At 43.9% G+C, this 18,227-nt stretch carries 16 protein-coding genes; 8 read left to right on the top strand and 8 right to left on the bottom strand.

What is annotated here, in order from left to right; all coding sequences use genetic code 11:
- Positions 1-3: 3 nt before the first annotated feature.
- The gene (locus tag J2128_RS07855; protein ID WP_348632380.1) at positions 4-483 is read right to left on the bottom strand and encodes an METTL5 family protein; all 480 of its coding nucleotides are present in this window, start codon (positions 481-483) and stop codon (positions 4-6) included.
- Here J2128_RS07855 and J2128_RS12960 point away from each other — a divergent pair.
- Complete coding sequence (locus tag J2128_RS12960) at positions 482-664, top strand: hypothetical protein (RefSeq protein ID WP_348632381.1); 183 nt, start codon at positions 482-484, stop codon at positions 662-664. The genes J2128_RS07855 and J2128_RS12960 overlap by 2 nt on opposite strands.
- Before the next feature lie 156 nt (positions 665-820).
- Here the strand turns inward: J2128_RS12960 and dph2 are convergent, their stop codons facing one another.
- The 4 genes from dph2 to ppsA are packed head-to-tail and all read right to left on the bottom strand — an operon-like array spanning position 821 to position 5,688.
- On the bottom strand, positions 821-1,768 hold the full coding sequence (dph2, locus tag J2128_RS07860; RefSeq protein ID WP_209690583.1) for a diphthamide biosynthesis enzyme Dph2: 948 nt from the start codon (positions 1,766-1,768) through the stop codon (positions 821-823).
- Entirely contained in the window at positions 1,746-2,297 is a 552-nt protein-coding gene (gene hpt / locus J2128_RS07865) for a hypoxanthine/guanine phosphoribosyltransferase (protein WP_209690584.1), read from the bottom strand. Before hpt ends, dph2 begins: the two co-directional genes overlap by 23 nt.
- A gap of 4 nt (positions 2,298-2,301) precedes the next feature.
- On the bottom strand, positions 2,302-3,393 hold the full coding sequence (gene mfnA, locus J2128_RS07870) for a tyrosine decarboxylase MfnA (protein ID WP_209690585.1): 1,092 nt from the start codon (positions 3,391-3,393) through the stop codon (positions 2,302-2,304).
- A 21-nt stretch (positions 3,394-3,414) separates the two neighbouring features.
- Entirely contained in the window at positions 3,415-5,688 is a 2,274-nt protein-coding gene (gene ppsA / locus J2128_RS07875; protein ID WP_281069290.1) for a phosphoenolpyruvate synthase, read from the bottom strand.
- A 266-nt stretch (positions 5,689-5,954) separates the two neighbouring features.
- Here ppsA and serA point away from each other — a divergent pair, with 266 nt between their 5' ends.
- From serA to J2128_RS07895, 4 genes are all read left to right on the top strand, one after another.
- Positions 5,955-7,541, top strand: coding sequence for a phosphoglycerate dehydrogenase (gene serA / locus J2128_RS07880; protein ID WP_209690586.1), 1,587 nt, complete (start codon positions 5,955-5,957; stop codon positions 7,539-7,541).
- Positions 7,542-8,103: 562 nt separating this feature from the next.
- Complete coding sequence (locus J2128_RS07885; RefSeq protein WP_209690587.1) at positions 8,104-8,313, top strand: type II toxin-antitoxin system HicB family antitoxin; 210 nt, start codon at positions 8,104-8,106, stop codon at positions 8,311-8,313.
- 47 nt (positions 8,314-8,360) lie between these two features.
- Positions 8,361-9,275: a restriction endonuclease gene (locus J2128_RS07890; RefSeq protein WP_209690588.1), complete on the top strand. Its 915-nt coding sequence runs from the start codon at positions 8,361-8,363 to the stop codon at positions 9,273-9,275.
- 134 nt (positions 9,276-9,409) lie between these two features.
- Positions 9,410-10,903, top strand: coding sequence for a DHA2 family efflux MFS transporter permease subunit (locus J2128_RS07895; protein WP_209690589.1), 1,494 nt, complete (start codon positions 9,410-9,412; stop codon positions 10,901-10,903).
- Between the two features lie 109 nt (positions 10,904-11,012).
- On the opposite strand, the gene J2128_RS07900 is transcribed toward J2128_RS07895, so the two are convergent.
- On the bottom strand, positions 11,013-11,372 hold the full coding sequence (locus J2128_RS07900; RefSeq protein ID WP_209690590.1) for a hypothetical protein: 360 nt from the start codon (positions 11,370-11,372) through the stop codon (positions 11,013-11,015).
- Between the two features lie 138 nt (positions 11,373-11,510).
- The gene (locus tag J2128_RS07905; RefSeq protein ID WP_209690591.1) at positions 11,511-12,299 is read right to left on the bottom strand and encodes a winged helix-turn-helix transcriptional regulator; all 789 of its coding nucleotides are present in this window, start codon (positions 12,297-12,299) and stop codon (positions 11,511-11,513) included.
- A 202-nt stretch (positions 12,300-12,501) separates the two neighbouring features.
- On the opposite strand from J2128_RS07905, the gene J2128_RS07910 reads away from it, so the two are divergent.
- The 3 genes from J2128_RS07910 (at position 12,502) to J2128_RS07920 (ending at position 16,881) form a co-directional block, all read left to right on the top strand.
- A complete protein-coding gene (locus J2128_RS07910; RefSeq protein WP_209690592.1) occupies positions 12,502-14,430 on the top strand; it encodes a hypothetical protein in 1,929 nt (642 codons plus the stop codon).
- Between the two features lie 54 nt (positions 14,431-14,484).
- Entirely contained in the window at positions 14,485-15,876 is a 1,392-nt protein-coding gene (locus tag J2128_RS07915) for a hypothetical protein (RefSeq protein ID WP_209690593.1), read from the top strand.
- A 363-nt stretch (positions 15,877-16,239) separates the two neighbouring features.
- Positions 16,240-16,881, top strand: coding sequence for a hypothetical protein (locus tag J2128_RS07920; protein ID WP_209690594.1), 642 nt, complete (start codon positions 16,240-16,242; stop codon positions 16,879-16,881).
- 102 nt (positions 16,882-16,983) lie between these two features.
- Here J2128_RS07920 and argF read toward each other — a convergent pair whose 3' ends face one another.
- On the bottom strand, positions 16,984-18,030 hold the full coding sequence (gene argF, locus J2128_RS07925) for an ornithine carbamoyltransferase (RefSeq protein WP_209690595.1): 1,047 nt from the start codon (positions 18,028-18,030) through the stop codon (positions 16,984-16,986).
- Between the last annotated feature and the right edge of the window lie 197 nt (positions 18,031-18,227).

The raw sequence follows: 18,227 nt of genomic DNA on the forward strand, positions 1-18,227 counted from the left end.
CGGTTATATCTTTGTCATCCGCACTATTTCAACATCAATATAAACGCACTCTTTAGTGTGGTGGGAAAACGTTTTTTTCATCGGGAAACTGCACGAGAATGCGGCTGTCACTTCCGCTCTTTTCTTAACGTATGATTTGACAAACCCGAGCGACCCTTTGTTGAAAACGGAGTATACCACATCGGAGCATTCAAGAGCCATGTCGATAAAAGGCCTGTCGGCGTGGACGTTCTGGGCGCCGAACGGCGGGTTCATGACAACAGTATCGAAATGTCTGCATTCAAAGGACTTTATATCTGATACCAGAAATTCTGCGTCAACCTTCAGTTTTTCAGCGTTTTTTTCGGCAACTTCAACCGCCCTTTTGTCGACGTCGATTCCAAGCACATATTCCGCACCGAGAAGTTTTGCACCGCATGAAAGGACGCCAGTGCCGCACCCTGGGTCAAGTATTTTTTTTCCCTCAATGTCTCCCCTCATCATGGCGTCGTACAAAAGCCTCGCGGCAACGACAGCCGGTGTCCTGTACTGCTCAAGAGAGCGGGCAGGAGACGAAAAATCCTCAAGGCTTTCAAGCTTTATTTCAAGAGTTTTTAATTTTATATATGTTCACCCGCCTTTTTTGCTGTCTGCAGTCTTTGTCCCGGATTCATTTGCGTTTTAGTGAAAAAATCCGGTTATAAATCGGATTTGTTACATCATATCAGTTGCGCCGTGAAGAATTATTTTGCGGGAAACGGGAAAAATTATCTTTCAGACTGGATATTTCTGCTGTTCCGGTCCTGGGGAGAGTATTGCAACTTTGTAAAAATATTTTAGCTTAGTTTATTTCATCTATTTTGTAGTCTTCCCAGTCCCGGACTTTGCAGACGATTTCAAACTCTGCCGGGGAAAGCATGGGCCTGGGAAATCTTGCCTGGTCGTCGTATGCAAGACGCGGACATGCGGTATTTACGTAGGCGTCGAAACCGAGGTTTAAAAGAGCGTCGGGCGTTACCTCGCCTATTGATATTATGCAGGCCTTATCAGATAACGATGCAAGCCTCTCTGCGAGCTCCTCTCTTTTCTGCCCGGACTTTTTGCTCAGGATTATGCCGAAACTCCCAGCAGATCTCGCCTTTTCTATCTTCGCAAATCTCTGCCTTAAAAGTCTGTCGGGGTCTGCAATCCTGACCTCCTTCATGTAAGGGTCGAATGCGATGACTCTTGCGCCTGTTGCAAGAGATACTCCCAGGGGGTGAAAAACACCTGTTCCGACAAACAGAATCTCGTTGCAACCTGTATTTTTTGCTGCCTCAAAGGAACAGCCGAGGACCTGCCCTTTATATGGCGTTCTTTTTCCTCCTTTTGAAACGATGCATTCAATCCCTTTTTCAGCAAAAAAGACTTTAATCCTTTCAAGCTCGTGGACATGCTGGATGGTCGTTACAAGGCCTATTTTTTTGCCTTTGATGCTGCCTAAAACTGGTTCAAGGGAATTTATGTCTATGTCATGCCTTAGAAATTCATATATGATGTTTTTCGTATCGTCGACAGGAGCATGCCCATAGTGCACCAGGACGTCAGCAGATTTCAGGATGTCAAGGTCAAGGTCGCAGGCGCCCCAGCACGGCTCGCCGGAAATGATTACAATATAACCTTTTTTCCGGAGTTCTTCCGCAAAAGATATGGCTTCACGCTTAATTCCCTCCGGGAACTGCAGTGCAACGGTCTTTGCCCCGGAATTTTCAAGCCTTAAAAAAATATCAGAATTTTGTGTCTTTAACATGTACACCGGATTCAGAGACTTCTATTTCGACAAGGTACTTGTATGGTCTTCCGATGTCGCATTCTCCCCTCTTTATTACTACGAGTACATCCGCAACTTCAGCACCCTTATAGGAAAGACCTTTCAGTATTGCCTTCATTGTCCCGCCTGTAGAGAACACATCGTCTATAACTACGACCCTGTCGCCTTTTTCTATTCCGTTCAGGTAAAGCTCTCCCTTGGAGTATCCTGTGGTCTGGTGAAGGTCGACTTCTCCGGGAAGCCTGTATTCCCTTTTTCTTATGATGGTAAGAGGGATGTCGGTCATTATCGAGAGTGTGACTCCGATATGTATCCCCATCGCCTCGGCAACGACAATTTTGTTGACCCCTTCAAGGTTGAGGTTTCTTAGCATCAGGACTGCGACTTCCCTTAAAAGAGCAGGGTCGACTACGGGGACACCGTCTGATATAGGATGGATAAAATAGTTGTATTCTCCCCGTTTTACAATGGGACATGTTTCAAGCGATTCTACTAGTTTATTAAACATTTGTTCACATCTCTTTTGCGTCTTTTAAAAATTCGTCGATAACGTCTTCCGTGATATGGGGCATACATACGGTCCTCATATGCCCGGCACGTGTCCTTGAAACCTGCCATCCTTTAGGCGTTTTGTCGCATAAGAATGATGCAACGTTTACCGTGGGTCGGACTGCGACAGGATAGCCGAGTTCACCCATTCCTAAGATCAGTTTATGCGTATTTTTCATGCACCTGTCGACAACTTCTTTCATTCCCTCCTCACCCAGGTATTCAAGGACTGCAAACGCAGCTGCAACCGAGCCGCCCGGTCTTGTCCCGCAGAGAGTGCACTCCTTGTGAACGGTCAGGTAAGGTGTGTCTACCTCGGTGGACCTGAAGACGGACGGGTCACGTACAAGGAGGCACCCTGCCGGAATAGTCGACATTCCCATCTTGTGCGGGTCGACTGATATGCATGATACTCCGGGGAGTTTAAAATCAAAGTCCGGTGAATTTTTGATGAACGGGAGTACAAGACCACCGAAAGCGGCGTCGACGTGCAGGAATATGCCCCTGTCCCCGGCAATGTCGGATAAGTAGGATATGGGGTCGACCACGCCGTATTCTGTCGTTCCGGCAACCCCTACGATGCATACCGTGTTTTTGTCGATATAGTCCTCTATCTTATTCTCGTCCATCCTGAATTCACTGTCCGACGGGACTGTGCGCAGTTCAAGCGAGAGAATCTCACATGCCTTTTCAAATGAAAAGTGCGCGGATTCAGGAACGACGACGTTGGGGAATTTTTTGCCTCCTGTCTCCCTTGCAATCCTCAGAGCCTGTATGTTTGACTCTGTTCCTCCGGACGTAGAGTAACCGCCTGCGTCCTTGTAATGCAGAAGAGAACCGAGTCTTTCCACAAGAAGGGCCTCAAGCGAGGCTGTACCCATAAACAGCCCGGGATCGCCAAGATTTGTTTCGATAAACATGTTATGTGCACGTACGGCAACAGGGTGCGGTATAGTGCACATTGAACTCAGAACCTTTCTGTATGCCCTGTCGTTTTTTTTAACCGAAGACAGAAAAGAGAAGAGTTCTTCTTCAGAACAACCCTTTTTTTGCATGATTACAGTTTTTTTGTTGATTTAGTGTTGTTTTCTTGCAGCGTCAAGAATTATCTTCTTTTCAGTTTTCGCTGCCGTTTCCCTTATTTTTGATATTGCATCTATGTTGGCAGAAACGCTTGTAATGCCCGTTTCAACCAGCCATTTGACCATTTCCGGGTCTGACCCGGCCTGGCCGCATATCGAGCATTCGACTCCGCCGGCCCTGCAGCGCTCTATTGCATATTTTATGAGCTTTAAGACTGCCGGATGCTTTGGTCTGTACATATAGGCGACGTTCTGGTTGTTTCTGTCGATTGCAAGCGTGTATTGTATAAGGTCGTTCGTCCCGAAGGATGCGAACTGGATTCCTGCAGCGATAAAGTCATCAATTAAGATGGCACTGCTCGGGATTTCGACCATAATTCCTAGAACCCTGTTCTCAACATCAACGCCGAACTCTTTCATGAGCCCCTTTGCGGCTATGAATTCATCAGGGTGTCCTACAAGCGGGAACATTATGCCGAGGTTGTCATACCCTTCGTTCCAGAGTTTTTTGAAAGCTTCAACCTGAAGCCTGAACTGGTCGCGGCTCTGGAGGTCCCTGCGGATGCCTCTCCACCCCAGCATCGGGTTGTGCTCTTCGGGTTCTTCCTCTCCGCCTTTCATATTCCGAAACTCGTCAGTAGGAGCATCGAGGGTCCTGACCCATACCGGCTTTCCGTTGAACTCGTCCATAACCGTTTTGATGCCTGTATACAGCTCGTTTATGAACTCGTCCTCTTTGTTATTTCTGATGTACCACTGCGGGGTCTTCCCGAGACCTAAAATCAGGTGCTCTATTCTTAAAAGGCCGACACCGTCGGCACCTGTTGCTGCGGCACGTTTCGCAGCTTCAGGAAGAGAGACGTTGACCTTGATGCTCGTTGCGGTGATTATCGGAGCCTGTGCAAATCCGGTGATTACAGGCTGTGCGGTTTTATCCGCGTTTTTCAGTTCTCCTCCCTCAAAGACGATTCCCTTCTCACCGTCGATTGTGACGACCTGTCCGTTTTTAAGCATGTGCGTGGCTTTCTTGGTCCCGACGGCGGCAGGTGTTCCGAGCTCCCTGCTGACGATTGCCGCGTGGCATGTCATTCCGCCTTCATCTGTAATTATTGCGGCGGCCTTCCTCATTGCAGGAACCATGTCGGGGTTTGTCATCTTTGCAACCATGATGTTACCGTCCTTTACCTTTGACAGGTCCTTTATGGAGTTTACGATAACAACGGCCCCAGTTGCGATTCCCGGTGATGCTCCCTGGCCTTCGAGAAGTATTTTGCCTGTATCTTCTGACTTTTCCTTTTTCCCGGAGGATTTGCTGGTAATTGTTGTAATCGGGCGTGACTGGAGAATATATATTGTCCCGCCGACGATTCCCCATTCAAGGTCCTGTGGGGTGTCATAGTGGTCTTCAGCGATTTTAGCGAATTTTGCAAGTTTTTCTATCTCCTCAACGGACAGTACGGGTGAGTCCTGCCTGTCTTTTGGAATGTCGACTTCTTTTGTCCCTTTGTCTCCGTCAGGGAGGATTTCGACTATTTTGTTTGCAATGTAGCGGTCGATTACGCGGTGTGTCCTCTGGTCAAAGACATAGTTGTCAGGAGACACTATTCCTGATACTACAGCTTCACCCAGGCCCCAGGACGCCTCTATTATTGTTGTGGGTTCACCGCTCACAGGATGTGACGAGAACATTACCCCGGATTTCTCGGAGTAGACAAGCTTCTGGACGACTACAGCGATGTCCACACCTCTGTCCTCGAATCCCTGCTTTGCCCTGTAATATATTGCGCGTGCACCGTAAAGAGACGCCCAGCACTTCTGAATAGCTTCAATAAGGTCATTTTCGCCCTTTATGTTCAGGTATGTCTCCTGCTGTCCTGCAAAACTTGCGTCGGGAAGGTCTTCTGCCGTTGCGCTTGAGCGTACTGCAACGACTGTGGTATCGCCCATTTTGGTGTAAGACTCAATGATGCTTTTTTTGATGCTTTCAGGCATCTTTGCATCCATTACGGTCTTCATAGCCTTCTCTGCGGATGCTTCGAGAACATCCGCATCTTCGACGTCCAGATTTTCGAGTTTACCGAAAAGTTCTGTCTCGATACCGCTTTCGACGAGAAAACGCCTGAACGCCTGCGCCGTAACAACAAATGCTGGCGGAACCGGCAGTCCGACGGCGTTCATTTCACCAAGAGAGGCTCCTTTTCCTCCGACTGATGGAATGTCGTCTTTTTTGATTTCTGCAAGCCACATAATGTCTGGCATTTTACTCATGCTAAAAAACCACCTGTTGTGTAATAGGTTGTGTATTATCTATTGCCGGCAGGATAAATTATGTTTGCCGAAAGTTATTGCGTCCCGGTATGAAAAAATCGTTTTATGTTTTGTTTGTGCGGTTGCAATGTTACCTTTGTTTTCAAAAAATTCTTTCTTAACTGTGTTTATATTTATTTATATTCTGCCTGCATGCGGCTTTTATTCCGGGCCGGCATAAAAACAATCAATATCTAATATGCACAAATAAATACGGGGACTTTTAAGTGAGCTACAAAGTGCTTGTCAGTGACCCTCTTGCAGATGAGGGAGTGGATATTCTTCGCGGATTTTGCGAAGTAGATACAAAGACCGGACTTTCGGAAGATGAGCTCGTCAAAATAATCGGTGAATATGACGGTCTTTTGGTGAGAAGCGGAACGCAGGTGACAAAGAAGGTGATTGCGGCGGCGGATAAGCTCAAATTTATCGGCCGTGCCGGCGCAGGCGTTGACAATATAGATCTTGATGCGGCAACAAAGCGCGGAATTATCGTTGCAAACGCACCTGCAGGGAACACGCTTGCGGCATGCGAGCATACTCTTGCAATGATGGCCTCTCTTGCGAGAAATATACCGCAGGCCACTGCCTCAGTCAAAAGGGGCGAGTGGAAACGCTCCAAATTCATGGGCGTTGAGTTGAACGAAAAAGTCCTTGGGATTGTCGGTTTCGGAAGAATCGGCCAGGAACTTGCAAAACGTGCACTTGCGCTTGAAATGAAGGTCGTTGCATATGACCCGTATATAAACACCGAAAGGGCAGAGGAAATAGGTGCCGAGGTAATGACTCTTGAAGAGTTAATCCCGGTTGCAGACTTTATCACTGTCCACACGCCTCTTATCAAAGAGACTAAGCACATGATAAACAAAAAGTCCATTGCGGCTATGAGGGACAACGTCCGCATCATAAACTGCGCCCGTGGAGGAATCATCGATGAAGAGGCTTTGTATGACGGAATTGTTTCAGGCAAAGTCGCAGGTGCGGCTCTTGATGTATATGAAGAGGAGCCTCCTGTAAACTCGAAGATTGTAACCCTTGACCAGGTCATAACGACACCTCACCTTGGTGCATCGACGGTCGAGGCCCAGCAGAATGTCGCGGTCTCCGTTGCAAAACAGTGCATTGAGGTCTTAAAGGGCGGCTCGGCGAAGTTTGTCGTAAACGCACCTATGGTCGCACCTGACCAGCAGGACAGAATAGAACCTTACGCTGTTCTTGCCCAGAAGATGGGAAAACTTCTGATACAGCTTATCGAGGGGAGAATCCAGTCTGTTGACATAGAATACGGCGGGAAAGCGTCTGACTTCGGACGCGGCTCTAAGTATGTGACACGCCTTGCGTTAAAGGGGCTTTTGGACCCTATTCTCCAGACTCCGGTAAACATCGTAAACGCCGAGTTTGCTGCAACAGAACGCGGAATAAAAGTTTCGGAGACGCTTGCAAAGGAGTCACTGGGCTTTACTAACCTGATCACGATAACCGTTAAGACGGACAAGATGACGGAGACTGTCAGCGGAAACGTGTCATCGCCTGAAAAATTAAGAATTGTAAAGATAGGGGACTACATGACCGACATGACACCAGGCGGAGACGCCATCATATCACGCCACCATGATGTTCCGGGAGTCATAGGAAAGTTTGCGACAATTCTTGGAAAGCACAATGTAAACATCGCCGGAATGCAGGTCGGAAGAAACAAGCCCGGCGAAGAGGCTGTAATGGTCCTTAACATCGATTCTCCTGTCCCTCAGGATGCAATGGACGAAATTTTAAAGATTGACGGTGTTTTCACCGCAAAATATGCACACATCTGAAATATAATACCAGAATTAATTTTTGGTGAGGCAGGATTTCTGCTGCAACAATTATCTTTTTTTAAGATTTTTTCATGCGTTTATATCTGTTTTCCCTGCACTTTCAGGTAAATCAAATTTTAGGAAACCGGCACTTCAGTTAATTTTTGTCGGGCAGGGTATATCCTCCCCTAAACGGATATTTCTCATTACAGAATGCAAAGGGAGGTGAACAGTTTTATGCAGGAATCAGTTTCCGGTGAAAGGCTTTCAGAAAGCGAATACGAAAGAATTGTCCAGATGCTTAAATACCGTAAGAACGGCAGGCTTTACAGTAAAATCTTCTGAAAATACAATGTATTTGTATAATTAATTTTGAAACTCTCAACTAAACAGCAAAAAAAGCTTTTGATAACCGTTTTAATGGAAAAAGTGAATTTATAACCTGTTTTTGACTTTTTTAACTGTGTTTGACATTCCAGACAGGTAAAATTTTGTATGATCTCGAGGTATCCTAAAACTCTTTACTATGTGAATAATTAAACAGCATATTAAAACAGGCAGGAATTAAGGAGAAAAAAGAATGTTAAGATTTTTGATTATTGTTGAAAAGGCGGAGGACAATTATTCGGCATATTCTCTCTCCCTTCCGGGATGCGTTGCAACAGGAAAAACCCGTGAAGAGGCCGAGAAAAATATGCATGAGGCAATTGCATTTCATATCGATGGTTTAAAGGAGGACGGCCTTCCGATATCTAAGGGAAAAGCCTCAGCGTCGTGGGTTTTGGTTTGATCTGAATTCGATGCTTTTTTTTATTCAGACGGCAATTCGTTTTTTGTATGCCTGTTCCGTCATATGAAGAATTTATGCTTCCTTTTCTCAGGTTGCTTGAGGATAAGGATGTCCATACTGTTAAAGATATAAGGGAAAAACTGGCTGAGTATTTTAGATTGTCAGACAGTGATAAGGCAGAATTGCTACCAAGTGGCAGAGTGCTGGTATACAGGTCAAGAATTGGCTGGGCAAAAACATATTTGAAAAAAGCATTATTGATTGACAATTCAGTTCGAGGGAAGGTCCAAATAACAAAAAGAGGCCTTATTGTTTTGAAAAAAAATCCTGAAAAAATTGATTCGCAGTTTTTGTTACAATTTCATGAATTTCGGGAGTTTACTAAAGCTGATGAAACAAGGAAGATCGTCTCTGAAAATGAAACTACTCTGAATCCGGAAACCCCGGAAGACAGAATCACTCAGGGTTATCAGGAATTTAGAAATTCCCTTGCTTCGGACCTGCTTGAGCAGATTATGCAGATGAGTCCGGAGTTTTTTGAAAAACTGGTTGTTGATCTTCTTGTCGCAATGGGATACGGAGGTTCAAGGTCTGACGCAGGACGAGTAGTAGGAAAGAGCGGCGATGATGGTGTTGACGGAATAATTAAGGAAGACAAACTAGGTCTGGAGGAAATTTATATTCAGGCTAAGCATTGGAATGAAGGAAATGTTGTAGGTAGTGCAGATGTCAGAAATTTTATCGGGTCTTTGACATTAAGGGGGGCAAAGAAAGGAGTATTTATTACAACATCCAGATTTTCAAAAAGGGCAGTAGAATTGTCAGAACATCCGAATACAAAGATTGTGTTGATTGACGGATCAAAACTGGTCGATTTGATGATCGAGTATAATCTTGGAGTCAGCACATATGAAAAATATATTATTAAAAAAATTGATACGGATTATTTTTCTGAGGATTAACAATAGCCCCTGAAAGTAAATACAGTTGAAGGAAAAAAATCGTTACAGTAAGTAAAGTGAACTAAAAAAGCAAAAAATTTCTTTCAAACGTCATTTTATAAATCATTTTATAGAGTACGGTTAAATGTTATGGTATGGCTGAGTCCTCTGTTTTTTCGGAGAAATACAATTTTCCACTTTTAATTCTCTCGATATCCCTTGCAATATTTATGTCGTCTCTTGACGGGACAATAGTAAACATTGCGCTTCCGACCATATCAGAGTCTTTTGACGTTTCGTCAAGCACGGTAAGCTGGGTTTCCACGTCATACCTTCTGGTAATCGCGGGATGTCTTCTTATATTCGGAAAAATTTCGGATTCTATAGGTTTTAAGAGGGTTTTTCTTTCGGGTTTTATTCTTTTTACGACAGGCTCCTTTGCCTGCGGTTTTATCCCTGACCTTTTAGGGTCTTTTTATTCTCTTGTAGGTTCAAGGGCTTTTCAGGGTATAGGCGGTGCGATGATTACAGCGGTTGCACCTGCAATGGTCACGGCATTCATCCCCCCGGAGAAGACCGGAAAAGCAATGGGGATAATAATGACTGCTGCATCTTTCGGGATGGCCTTGGGGCCTACTATAGGAGGTGCCCTGACACAGTACCTTTCGTGGCACTGGATATTTTTCATAAATGTGCCTGTTGGAATTCTGGCTGTAATCCTCGGTGCAAAAGTTGTCCCAAATACTAAAGGGGAGGGAAGTCTTTCCGGGTTTGACAAATACGGGGCGTTTTTCATCTTTGCAGGTCTTGCAATGCTCTTATTCTTCGTATCAGAAGGTCAGACGCTGGGCTGGACGAGCCCCTGTATCCTTCTCTCTCTTGCAGGAGCGGCGGTATTTATTGTGATGTTTGTTATGCACGAGCTGAAAAACAAAAATCCCCTTCTCGAACTGAGACTTTTCAGGAACAAAAATTTTGTACTGATGAACGTTATTATTTCCCTGGTCTTTTTGACTTTCGGCGGTATAAACTATCTTCTGCCGTTTTATCTTGAATATGTCCAGGGGTATGAGACTTCGGTAGCCGGTCTTATACTGACTATTCTCTCGTTCTCCATGATGATATCCGGTCTTCTTGCAGGACTTTTATACAACAGGACAGGCGGAAGAATTCTTGCTGTAGTGGCGGCATTCATAATGGCCGGAGGATATTTCATGATGAGCAGGCTTCACCCTGATACCGGTCTCTTGTTTATCGGTGTCTGCCTTTTCCTGATAGGCTTCGGTCTGGGCCTTATGACAACTCCTATGTTCAGTATGGTTCTGAACTCGGTTTCAGGGAGATTCCAGGGCATGGTCTCAAGTCTTACCGGTCTTGAAAGATACGCTCCGACTACAATTGGAATAGCTTTCTATAACCTTCTGTTCATACAGGGTGCACTTTTCATCGCGAAAAGGGAAGGTGTCGTATCAAGCACTCCTGTGACGATAAAGATTGAAGTCCTGTCTGCCGGTTTTGATTTTGCATTTTTCTTTGCAATGCTGTTCGGGATTTTAGTCCTCATTCTTGCATTGTTCGTAAAAGAAGTTAGTCCAGACAGTACCCGGAAAAACGGTGAAAATGAAGCTGTAATTATGGGTGAACTCTGAATATCAAAATATTTTACATTTAATTTTTTCACATGACTGCGTTTTTAATTTAAGAGGCAGCGGGGTTCACCTTTAACTGTCCCGGTAATGAAAGTGCAAAAAAAGGTCTCTAACGGGACGACGTAAAAAAACTTTTCTCATCCTGGTTTTTCTTTTCGACCGCATGTATCAGGGTGATTTCATCATGAAAAGTCACCAGAGCCATGTAGCCTGAGGATTCAATGGAGTAAACCTCTGTTTCTTCCCGGGTTTTCTTTTCAGGGAAAACCGGGAATAATGATTCGCTTCCGCCAGGTTCTTTCCGGAAACTTTCGTGTCTGTTCTCATCGTTTGAACTGCCGTTGTTTTTGAAATTTTCTTTGTTTGCCGAAAAATTTGTGATGTCCTGAATTATCTGATTTTTCAGGTTTTCAGGGAGTTTCAGAAGACCTCTTTTTGCGTAAGGAGTTGCAAGTATCAGTTGTTTCATTTTCCACCGCCCCCAGACTATGTTTAGAATCGCCGGTATTTTGATAATTAATGTTTCATGCTTAAATTTGTATGCAAATGATACCTTAACAGAAAAGTTTAAAAAATTATTTATGTTACTTAGTCTTTCCGGATTTTTTTAGTAGTTCCGGCATTTTTCGTTGTCACTGAAAAATCCGGCATGGTCTGGAGTGGAATTTATCTCGTCTGAAACCGAGTATACAATTTTTCCGTCTTTTTTTTCAGGTATCACAACTCCTGATTCGGAAAGCCTTTTTAAATGCCATAATACGGTAGATACGGCAATGCCAAGTTTTTTGGAGAGTTCGGATGCCGAAACTCCGTTGGACGACCCGATTGTTCTGCATATCCTCTTTGAAGTTCTGCTTTTGAAAAGCATGAATATATCCTGCTCAAAGGGTGTGTATTTCTCGTTGTTCTGAAAATAAAAGACAAATCCGTATTTTTTCCTTTCTGTAATCCTGTTCTGCCCAAGAAGGATGTTTACATGGTAACTGAGTGTTCCCCTGTTTATACCTGTATTTCTGGATATATCCGTAAAATTTGATCCGGGATTTTCACAGATGTAATCATATATTCTTTTTCTTGAAGGGTTTTTCAAAACGTCCTTTTCAGTTATCCGTTTAAACCCGAGTGCCGCAAACATGCACAGTGAGTTTATGATCTCCAGTGCCGGCGTCATTGCGGGAAAGAAGGTTACTGCAAAGAACATCAGGTAGTATTTAAGTGAAATTTCCCACCAGCAGACCGGAACTATATCCTGGGGTTCTCCGCCGGACGGAAGCGAACTGCTATATGATATCGTATAACCTTCTGACGGGTTTCCCGGAAGAATGCAAAACGCTGTCACTAACAGTGCGAGACATAGTGATATTTCTGCAATTTTTCCGGTTTTGCGGGTGAACATAATCATTTTTCTTCAGGCTTTCGGGCCGTTGAAATATTAAAGTATATTTATATATAAATCCTGTGTGAGAATCATCTAAGCATTAATTTACGGCAGAAGTTTCCGGGCGGTTTTTCCGTTGTAATTTAGAGGATTTTCACATAAACGGTATATTTTCACGTGACTGAATGGTAAATCCGGATACATCACGGAAATGATTGATATGAATGTAAAACCAAATGATGAAAATACCGGGTGCAGAGCAGTGTTCTGCATTTTGGCTGTCCTGGCCCTTGCGGTATTTCTGCCGGGTGCAGCCTGTGCGGACACAAATGTAAGCATATCGGCAGACCCTGTAGTAATACCTTCGTGCGGTGAGAATATCATTTTCTCGGGGAATACCGACTCCTTCCAGGACTACAGGCTTTTGATAATCGGGCCTGGTTTTATAAAAAAAGACAGTATCCTGCCTGTAAACGGTATATTTTCGTATACTCTGTACTCTTATGAAACTGAAGGGCTTAAGAGCGGTCAGTATTTTGCAGTACTTCAGGAGAGCGGTTACAACGGCAGGTTTGACGCCGGTAAAAACATTACGGCCATGTGCCCGGGTACAGTTTCGGAAGAGGCATTCCCCCGTTCTCTTGAGGAATTTCTGGACGAGCTTGAAAGCCCTTTAAGCGATGACATCTATGCAAAAACGATGTTCATAATTGAGCAGCCATGGATAAAATATGAAACTGTCGCAACAACCACGGACGGAAAAGAAATCTATGTCCTTGCCTCAACGAACCTGCCTCCGGGTGAAACCGTGGATTACAGCCTTTCCGGTGCAGAGGACAAAAATTTAAATGGCATAGTGAAAGGACAGACTGAGGTCCTGAAAGGGTCTGAAAGAAACTATTTTGAAGTTAATATTTCAAAGGAAAATCTTTCCTCCGGTGAGTACGTTTTGCAGTCATATATGGAGAGCGGGAATAAATCGGAACTAAACCAGGCTGTATGTATTGAAGTGGATGAAGACAGTCCTGCAAAAATAAATGTGCCTGAGATAGAGGCAGTGAAAAATCCGGTATCCGCATATTTTTCGCCTGAAGTAAAAACCGTAAACTCTTCAGAGTCAGATGGAAGCTCATACAAGGATATGACCGTATTTGACGGCATGAGCCTTGGAGCATCACCTTTATGGGCCGGTCTTGACAAAGACCGCGTTTACTGGACAATTGTAGACGAAAACGGAAGTTCACTTTACGTATACAATCTGACTTCAGGCAAAAGAAGCGAATATGAAGCCTGCAGTCCTCCGTGCGACTGCGGCAGGATTATCCTGAACGGAAACCGTGCGTTTTATAGTCTTTATGACAACGGTACGAAAGAATACCGTATTGTCTCAGCTGACCTGAATTCAGGAAAAACTAATCTTGTCTCATCTTCAGGGCACAGATTCTTTGATTATGACTCGTCAGGCGTCCTTGATGCGTGGATAAAACATAATGATACAGAAACCCAAAAGGCAGATGTCATGGTTTGCGGTGCCGGACGGGGAGAGGAGAGGTTAATAACTGAAATTAATCTTGGGGAGAGATATCCGGGTGAAATCGTTACAGACGGCAGGTATGTCGCCTTCAGGGAGTACCCGGAAGAAGGCGAAGAGAACTCATATTTTGTGTACGATACGGTCACGCAGAAGACCTCTTCCATTGACCTTTACCATGAGAACTCTTCAGTTTATGACCTGAAAAACGGTTTCATTTCCGGCACTTATCCCCTGGAAAACCTGGTAAAAAACCAAAAAGAGTTGAATGTTACAGGAACACCGTACGGCATATATATTTATGACATAGAAAAGGGGACTGAATCGGATATTGCAGGGTCGGACAGCAGCAAAAAGGGGCCTGTCATATCTGAAAACAGGGTGTTCTGGACAGAGATGACTGACGGGCATTACGAGGTGTTCTGCTCCGGCATAAACGGGTTGAACCCCCTGAGGCTGACATACGGCTCTTCGGACTGTTATGACGTCTCGGCGGATTCGGGATATATAGTATGGAGCGTGTCCTCCGGAGACATATCGGTCCAAGGTTTATGCCCTGGCTCTGTTTATGCGGCGGATGTGAACTCACTTATTAGTCGGTATTCTAAGAATGCCTGACACAAATCTTATTTTTGACGGCTGTAATGCAGATTAACGGAAGTGATGCAGGATATGGGTGACGGGAATAAAAGAAGGGTTTACTCACTGTACCTGCTGTCAGCCTTAATCCTTTTCATGTTTTTAGTCTCTTCATCGGCCGCCTATCAGATAAATTCTTTTGCGACGCCCGGAAACGGTTCGGAGATAATTTCACTCTCGTCATCTCTTCAGAGGATAGCGTGGATTGGAAGTGGCGGGGATTTTAAAAGCAACGTCTCTGTTTCGGGAAAAGAAACTTTCGTTGCGGTCTTTGACATGATAAACAAATCCGGCGTCATACTGATGCCGGACTCGCAGTTTAAGAAGTCTCTCTGCATGAACGAAAAATATATGGCGTGGCTTGAGGACGAAAAAACGGGAACTGACATCTGTGTATATAATTTCAGTTCAAAAACCGCTTTCAGGCTCCATTCTGCTGAACGCAAACAGGGTCTTGTTTTCGGCGGTGACCTGCTTTTCTGGAGCGAAGAGGGGATAAAGAACTCCTCGAAGGTTATGTCTTTGGACCCGTCATCAAAGAGCGTCAGAACTGTTGTTGAGAATATACAGCCCCCGAAGACCATTGCATCGGACGGAAAAGAGCTGGCTTTTGTAATTCCGGGTATCCAGGGCGATTCGCTTTACCGCTGTAGTGCTGCCGGTCTTTGCAGTTTACCGGTGTGCGTTGAAAAAAACGGTGATATATCATCCGTTTATTACAGGGAGAATAATCTTGTCTGGTTTAATAATGCCGGGAAAATTCCTGTTATGCAGAAAAGCCCTGCCGGAACAAATTTTACTGAAAATACCTTTTCGTTCAAACGTCAGGTTTTAAGTCCCTTTTTATCAGGAGAGAATATAATATGGGCTGAGAAAAGCAAAGACCTGTGGCAGGTCAGGATTTATGACCCGAAAAAAAACCTGACTAATGTTTTGTATTCCGGCAACGGAAAAATATCCGTTTGCAGTGACTGCCCGGATAGTTTTGTCTGGACTGAAAAAGGGCCGGATAATGTAAGCAGGATTTATTATGTCCTGCTAAACGGTAATAGAGGGGACAGCAGCCCCAGGACATTGGTAAATAATTCCGGTAATGAAACGGTTTTTAACGGCATTTCCGGGAAAAAAATTGTTCAGGGTGAATCGGACTGGTATTCTGTAAACGTCAGGGACGGTGTAAAGAAAATTGCATGTGAGCTTTCATGGATAAATTCATCCAGTTCTCTTTCCGTGACTCTTATGGGACCCGACTATTCGATACAAAGATATACTAAAGAAAATTTTGGCGGTAACGGTTCTTCAGTCTGTATTTCTATAGAAAAATCTCCGCAGATTCCTGCAGGAAAGTGGACGTGCGTAGTTTTGGGTGATTATATCACATCTGAAGAGACATACAGTTTCAGCTGGTATGATTACCTGTCCTGAAAACTTTCTTTGAATAATCATATTATAGTCCGGGAATCCGGGAAATTCTTTCCTTATGCCGGTTTTCAAATTGTGGCAGTTTGTGATTAAAATCCCTTTTAAACTGTTATCCATGCTTTTTTATCACTCAAATCCGGCATGTGCCTTAATTATACTCCATACTGCCATAAACCATATACAAGTTTATATATGCAATGCCCCCTGTGACACCTCTTACTTGTAACCCGCAGGAATCAAGGGACATTTTATCTTTCCGGAAATGGTATTGCATGAATTAAAGGTGTATTATTACTTTTTTTGTATCCAGTTGTTTTTGACGTATGAATAAATTTAAAACCGCAAAAGAATCACAATATCATACTTATGAGAATAATCATTTTTCTGTCCGCTGTCTCGGCGCTGCCTTCGTTTTTTATGATGGTCCATGAAAGGCTGTATAGTGTTGAGACGGTTGAAGAAGAAAACGAACACATGACAACTCTTCTTTTAAAAACAGAATCTTCATTTGACAGTTTCCTGAAAAATATTTATTTTCTTGCAGGGACCCTTGCCCTTGGAATGGTCGCGGACCCGCCAGATGCCGAAAAAAAGGCTGACAAGGTTTTTGACGAGTTTAAGATGAGTTACCGTGAATTCGTTTCGGATTTCAGGGACCTTCTATTCTGTATAAGTTCCCGAAAGGAGAGTCTTCAGGCATCTTTTGGAAGCGACTGGGTAAAGATTGAAACCCTGAAAACGGTATTTGAAAAGACCGAGGTTGACTGGGAATATATATCCGAAAAAAGGGCGTTAATCTGCGACAGCAGCATTCTTAATAATGAAAGAAAGTACAATTCACACCTTTTTGGTAATCTGAAGGAATTTTTGTCGGTTGAGGCTGGCGAATACAAAGAACCATTGTCTGCTGCGTCGCAGTCCATGAAGGATATGAATCCACTGAACCCTGCTGTGGATTACGCCGTTAACCTGCTCTCGTATACAATAAGAGGTTTTAAGGGAGACTAACGGTTTTTTTCCTCGGGATAACGTAAAGGGAAAAAATATTTTTTTGGATATCAGCATTTTTTAACGTTTTAAAGAAGATTCTGCTGCATTGGGAGGATTATTTTAAGGTTCTCTTTCCGCAAGAGTTGCGACCATCACTGCTTTTATAGTGTGCATCCTGTTTTCGGCCTGGTCAAACACTATGGAATATTCTGATTCAAATACATCCTCTGTTGTTTCAAGTGCTGAGTAGCCGTATTTATTACAGAGTTTCTTTCCGACTTCAGTTTCGGTATTGTGAAATGAAGGGAGACAGTGCATGAATTTTACATTTGGGTTTTTTGACGCCTTTATCAGGTCGGCGTTCACCTGGTAGGGCATAAGAAGTTTAATTCGTTCGTTCCATACTTCGTCAGGTTCACCCATAGAGACCCAGACATCAGTGTAAATAAAGTCCGCACCGGATACGCCGGTTTTCGGGTCTTTTGTAAATGTGAGCCTTCCGCCTGATTTTTCCGCAGCCTTTTTGCAGAACCCTGTTATATCATCGTTTGGCATAAGACTTCCCGGGCTGCATATCCTTATGTCCATTCCGAGAATGGATGCACCGAGAAGGAGTGAATTTGCAGTATTGTTCCGCCCGTCGCCCAGGTAGCATATTGAGACATCAGTGAGTTTTTTGTCCGAATGCTCGGTTATCGTAAGGATGTCAGCAAGTATCTGTGTCGGATGAAATTCATCGGTAAGGCCGTTGTATACGGGCACACCTGCATATTTTGCAAGAATTTCCACGTTTTCCTGAGAAAACCCACGGTATTCTATTGCATCGTAAAGTCTTCCCAGAACTCTTGCGGTATCCTTTATGGACTCCTTGTGCCCTATCTGTGTACCTTCCGGTCCGAGGTATGTGACATGGGCACCCTGGTCGTAAGCGGCTATCTCAAACGAACAGCGTGTCCTTGTTGAGGGTTTTTCAAATATTAGTGCTATCTCTTTTCCCTCAAGATATTTTATCTCCTGGTGCCTGTATTTGGCATATTTGAGTTTTCTTGAAAGTTTTATCAGATATTCTATCTGCTCTTTTGAAAAATCCCTAAGTGTTGTAAAACTGCTGTTCTTTACTATATTCCTGATTTCCCTGCATTTTTCCGTTTCAGTTTTATCTGTCATGTTAACCCACGTATCTGCAGCCGGGATGTCGGTTACTTTGGTTATATAATATATTTTTAGGAAGTCAGATAGTTGTACTTCACAGTTTATAAGCTTTATTTCATAAATTTTGTATTCCCGTTTTTGTCTCAAAAATGGCCCTGGCCCATAAAAAAGCCCTGCGTGTTTGTGTTTGACCAAAAATATTTTCAGCAATG

The sequence above is a fragment of the Methanomicrobium sp. W14 genome (assembly GCF_017875315.1).
Taxonomy (GTDB): Archaea; Halobacteriota; Methanomicrobia; order Methanomicrobiales; family Methanomicrobiaceae; genus Methanomicrobium.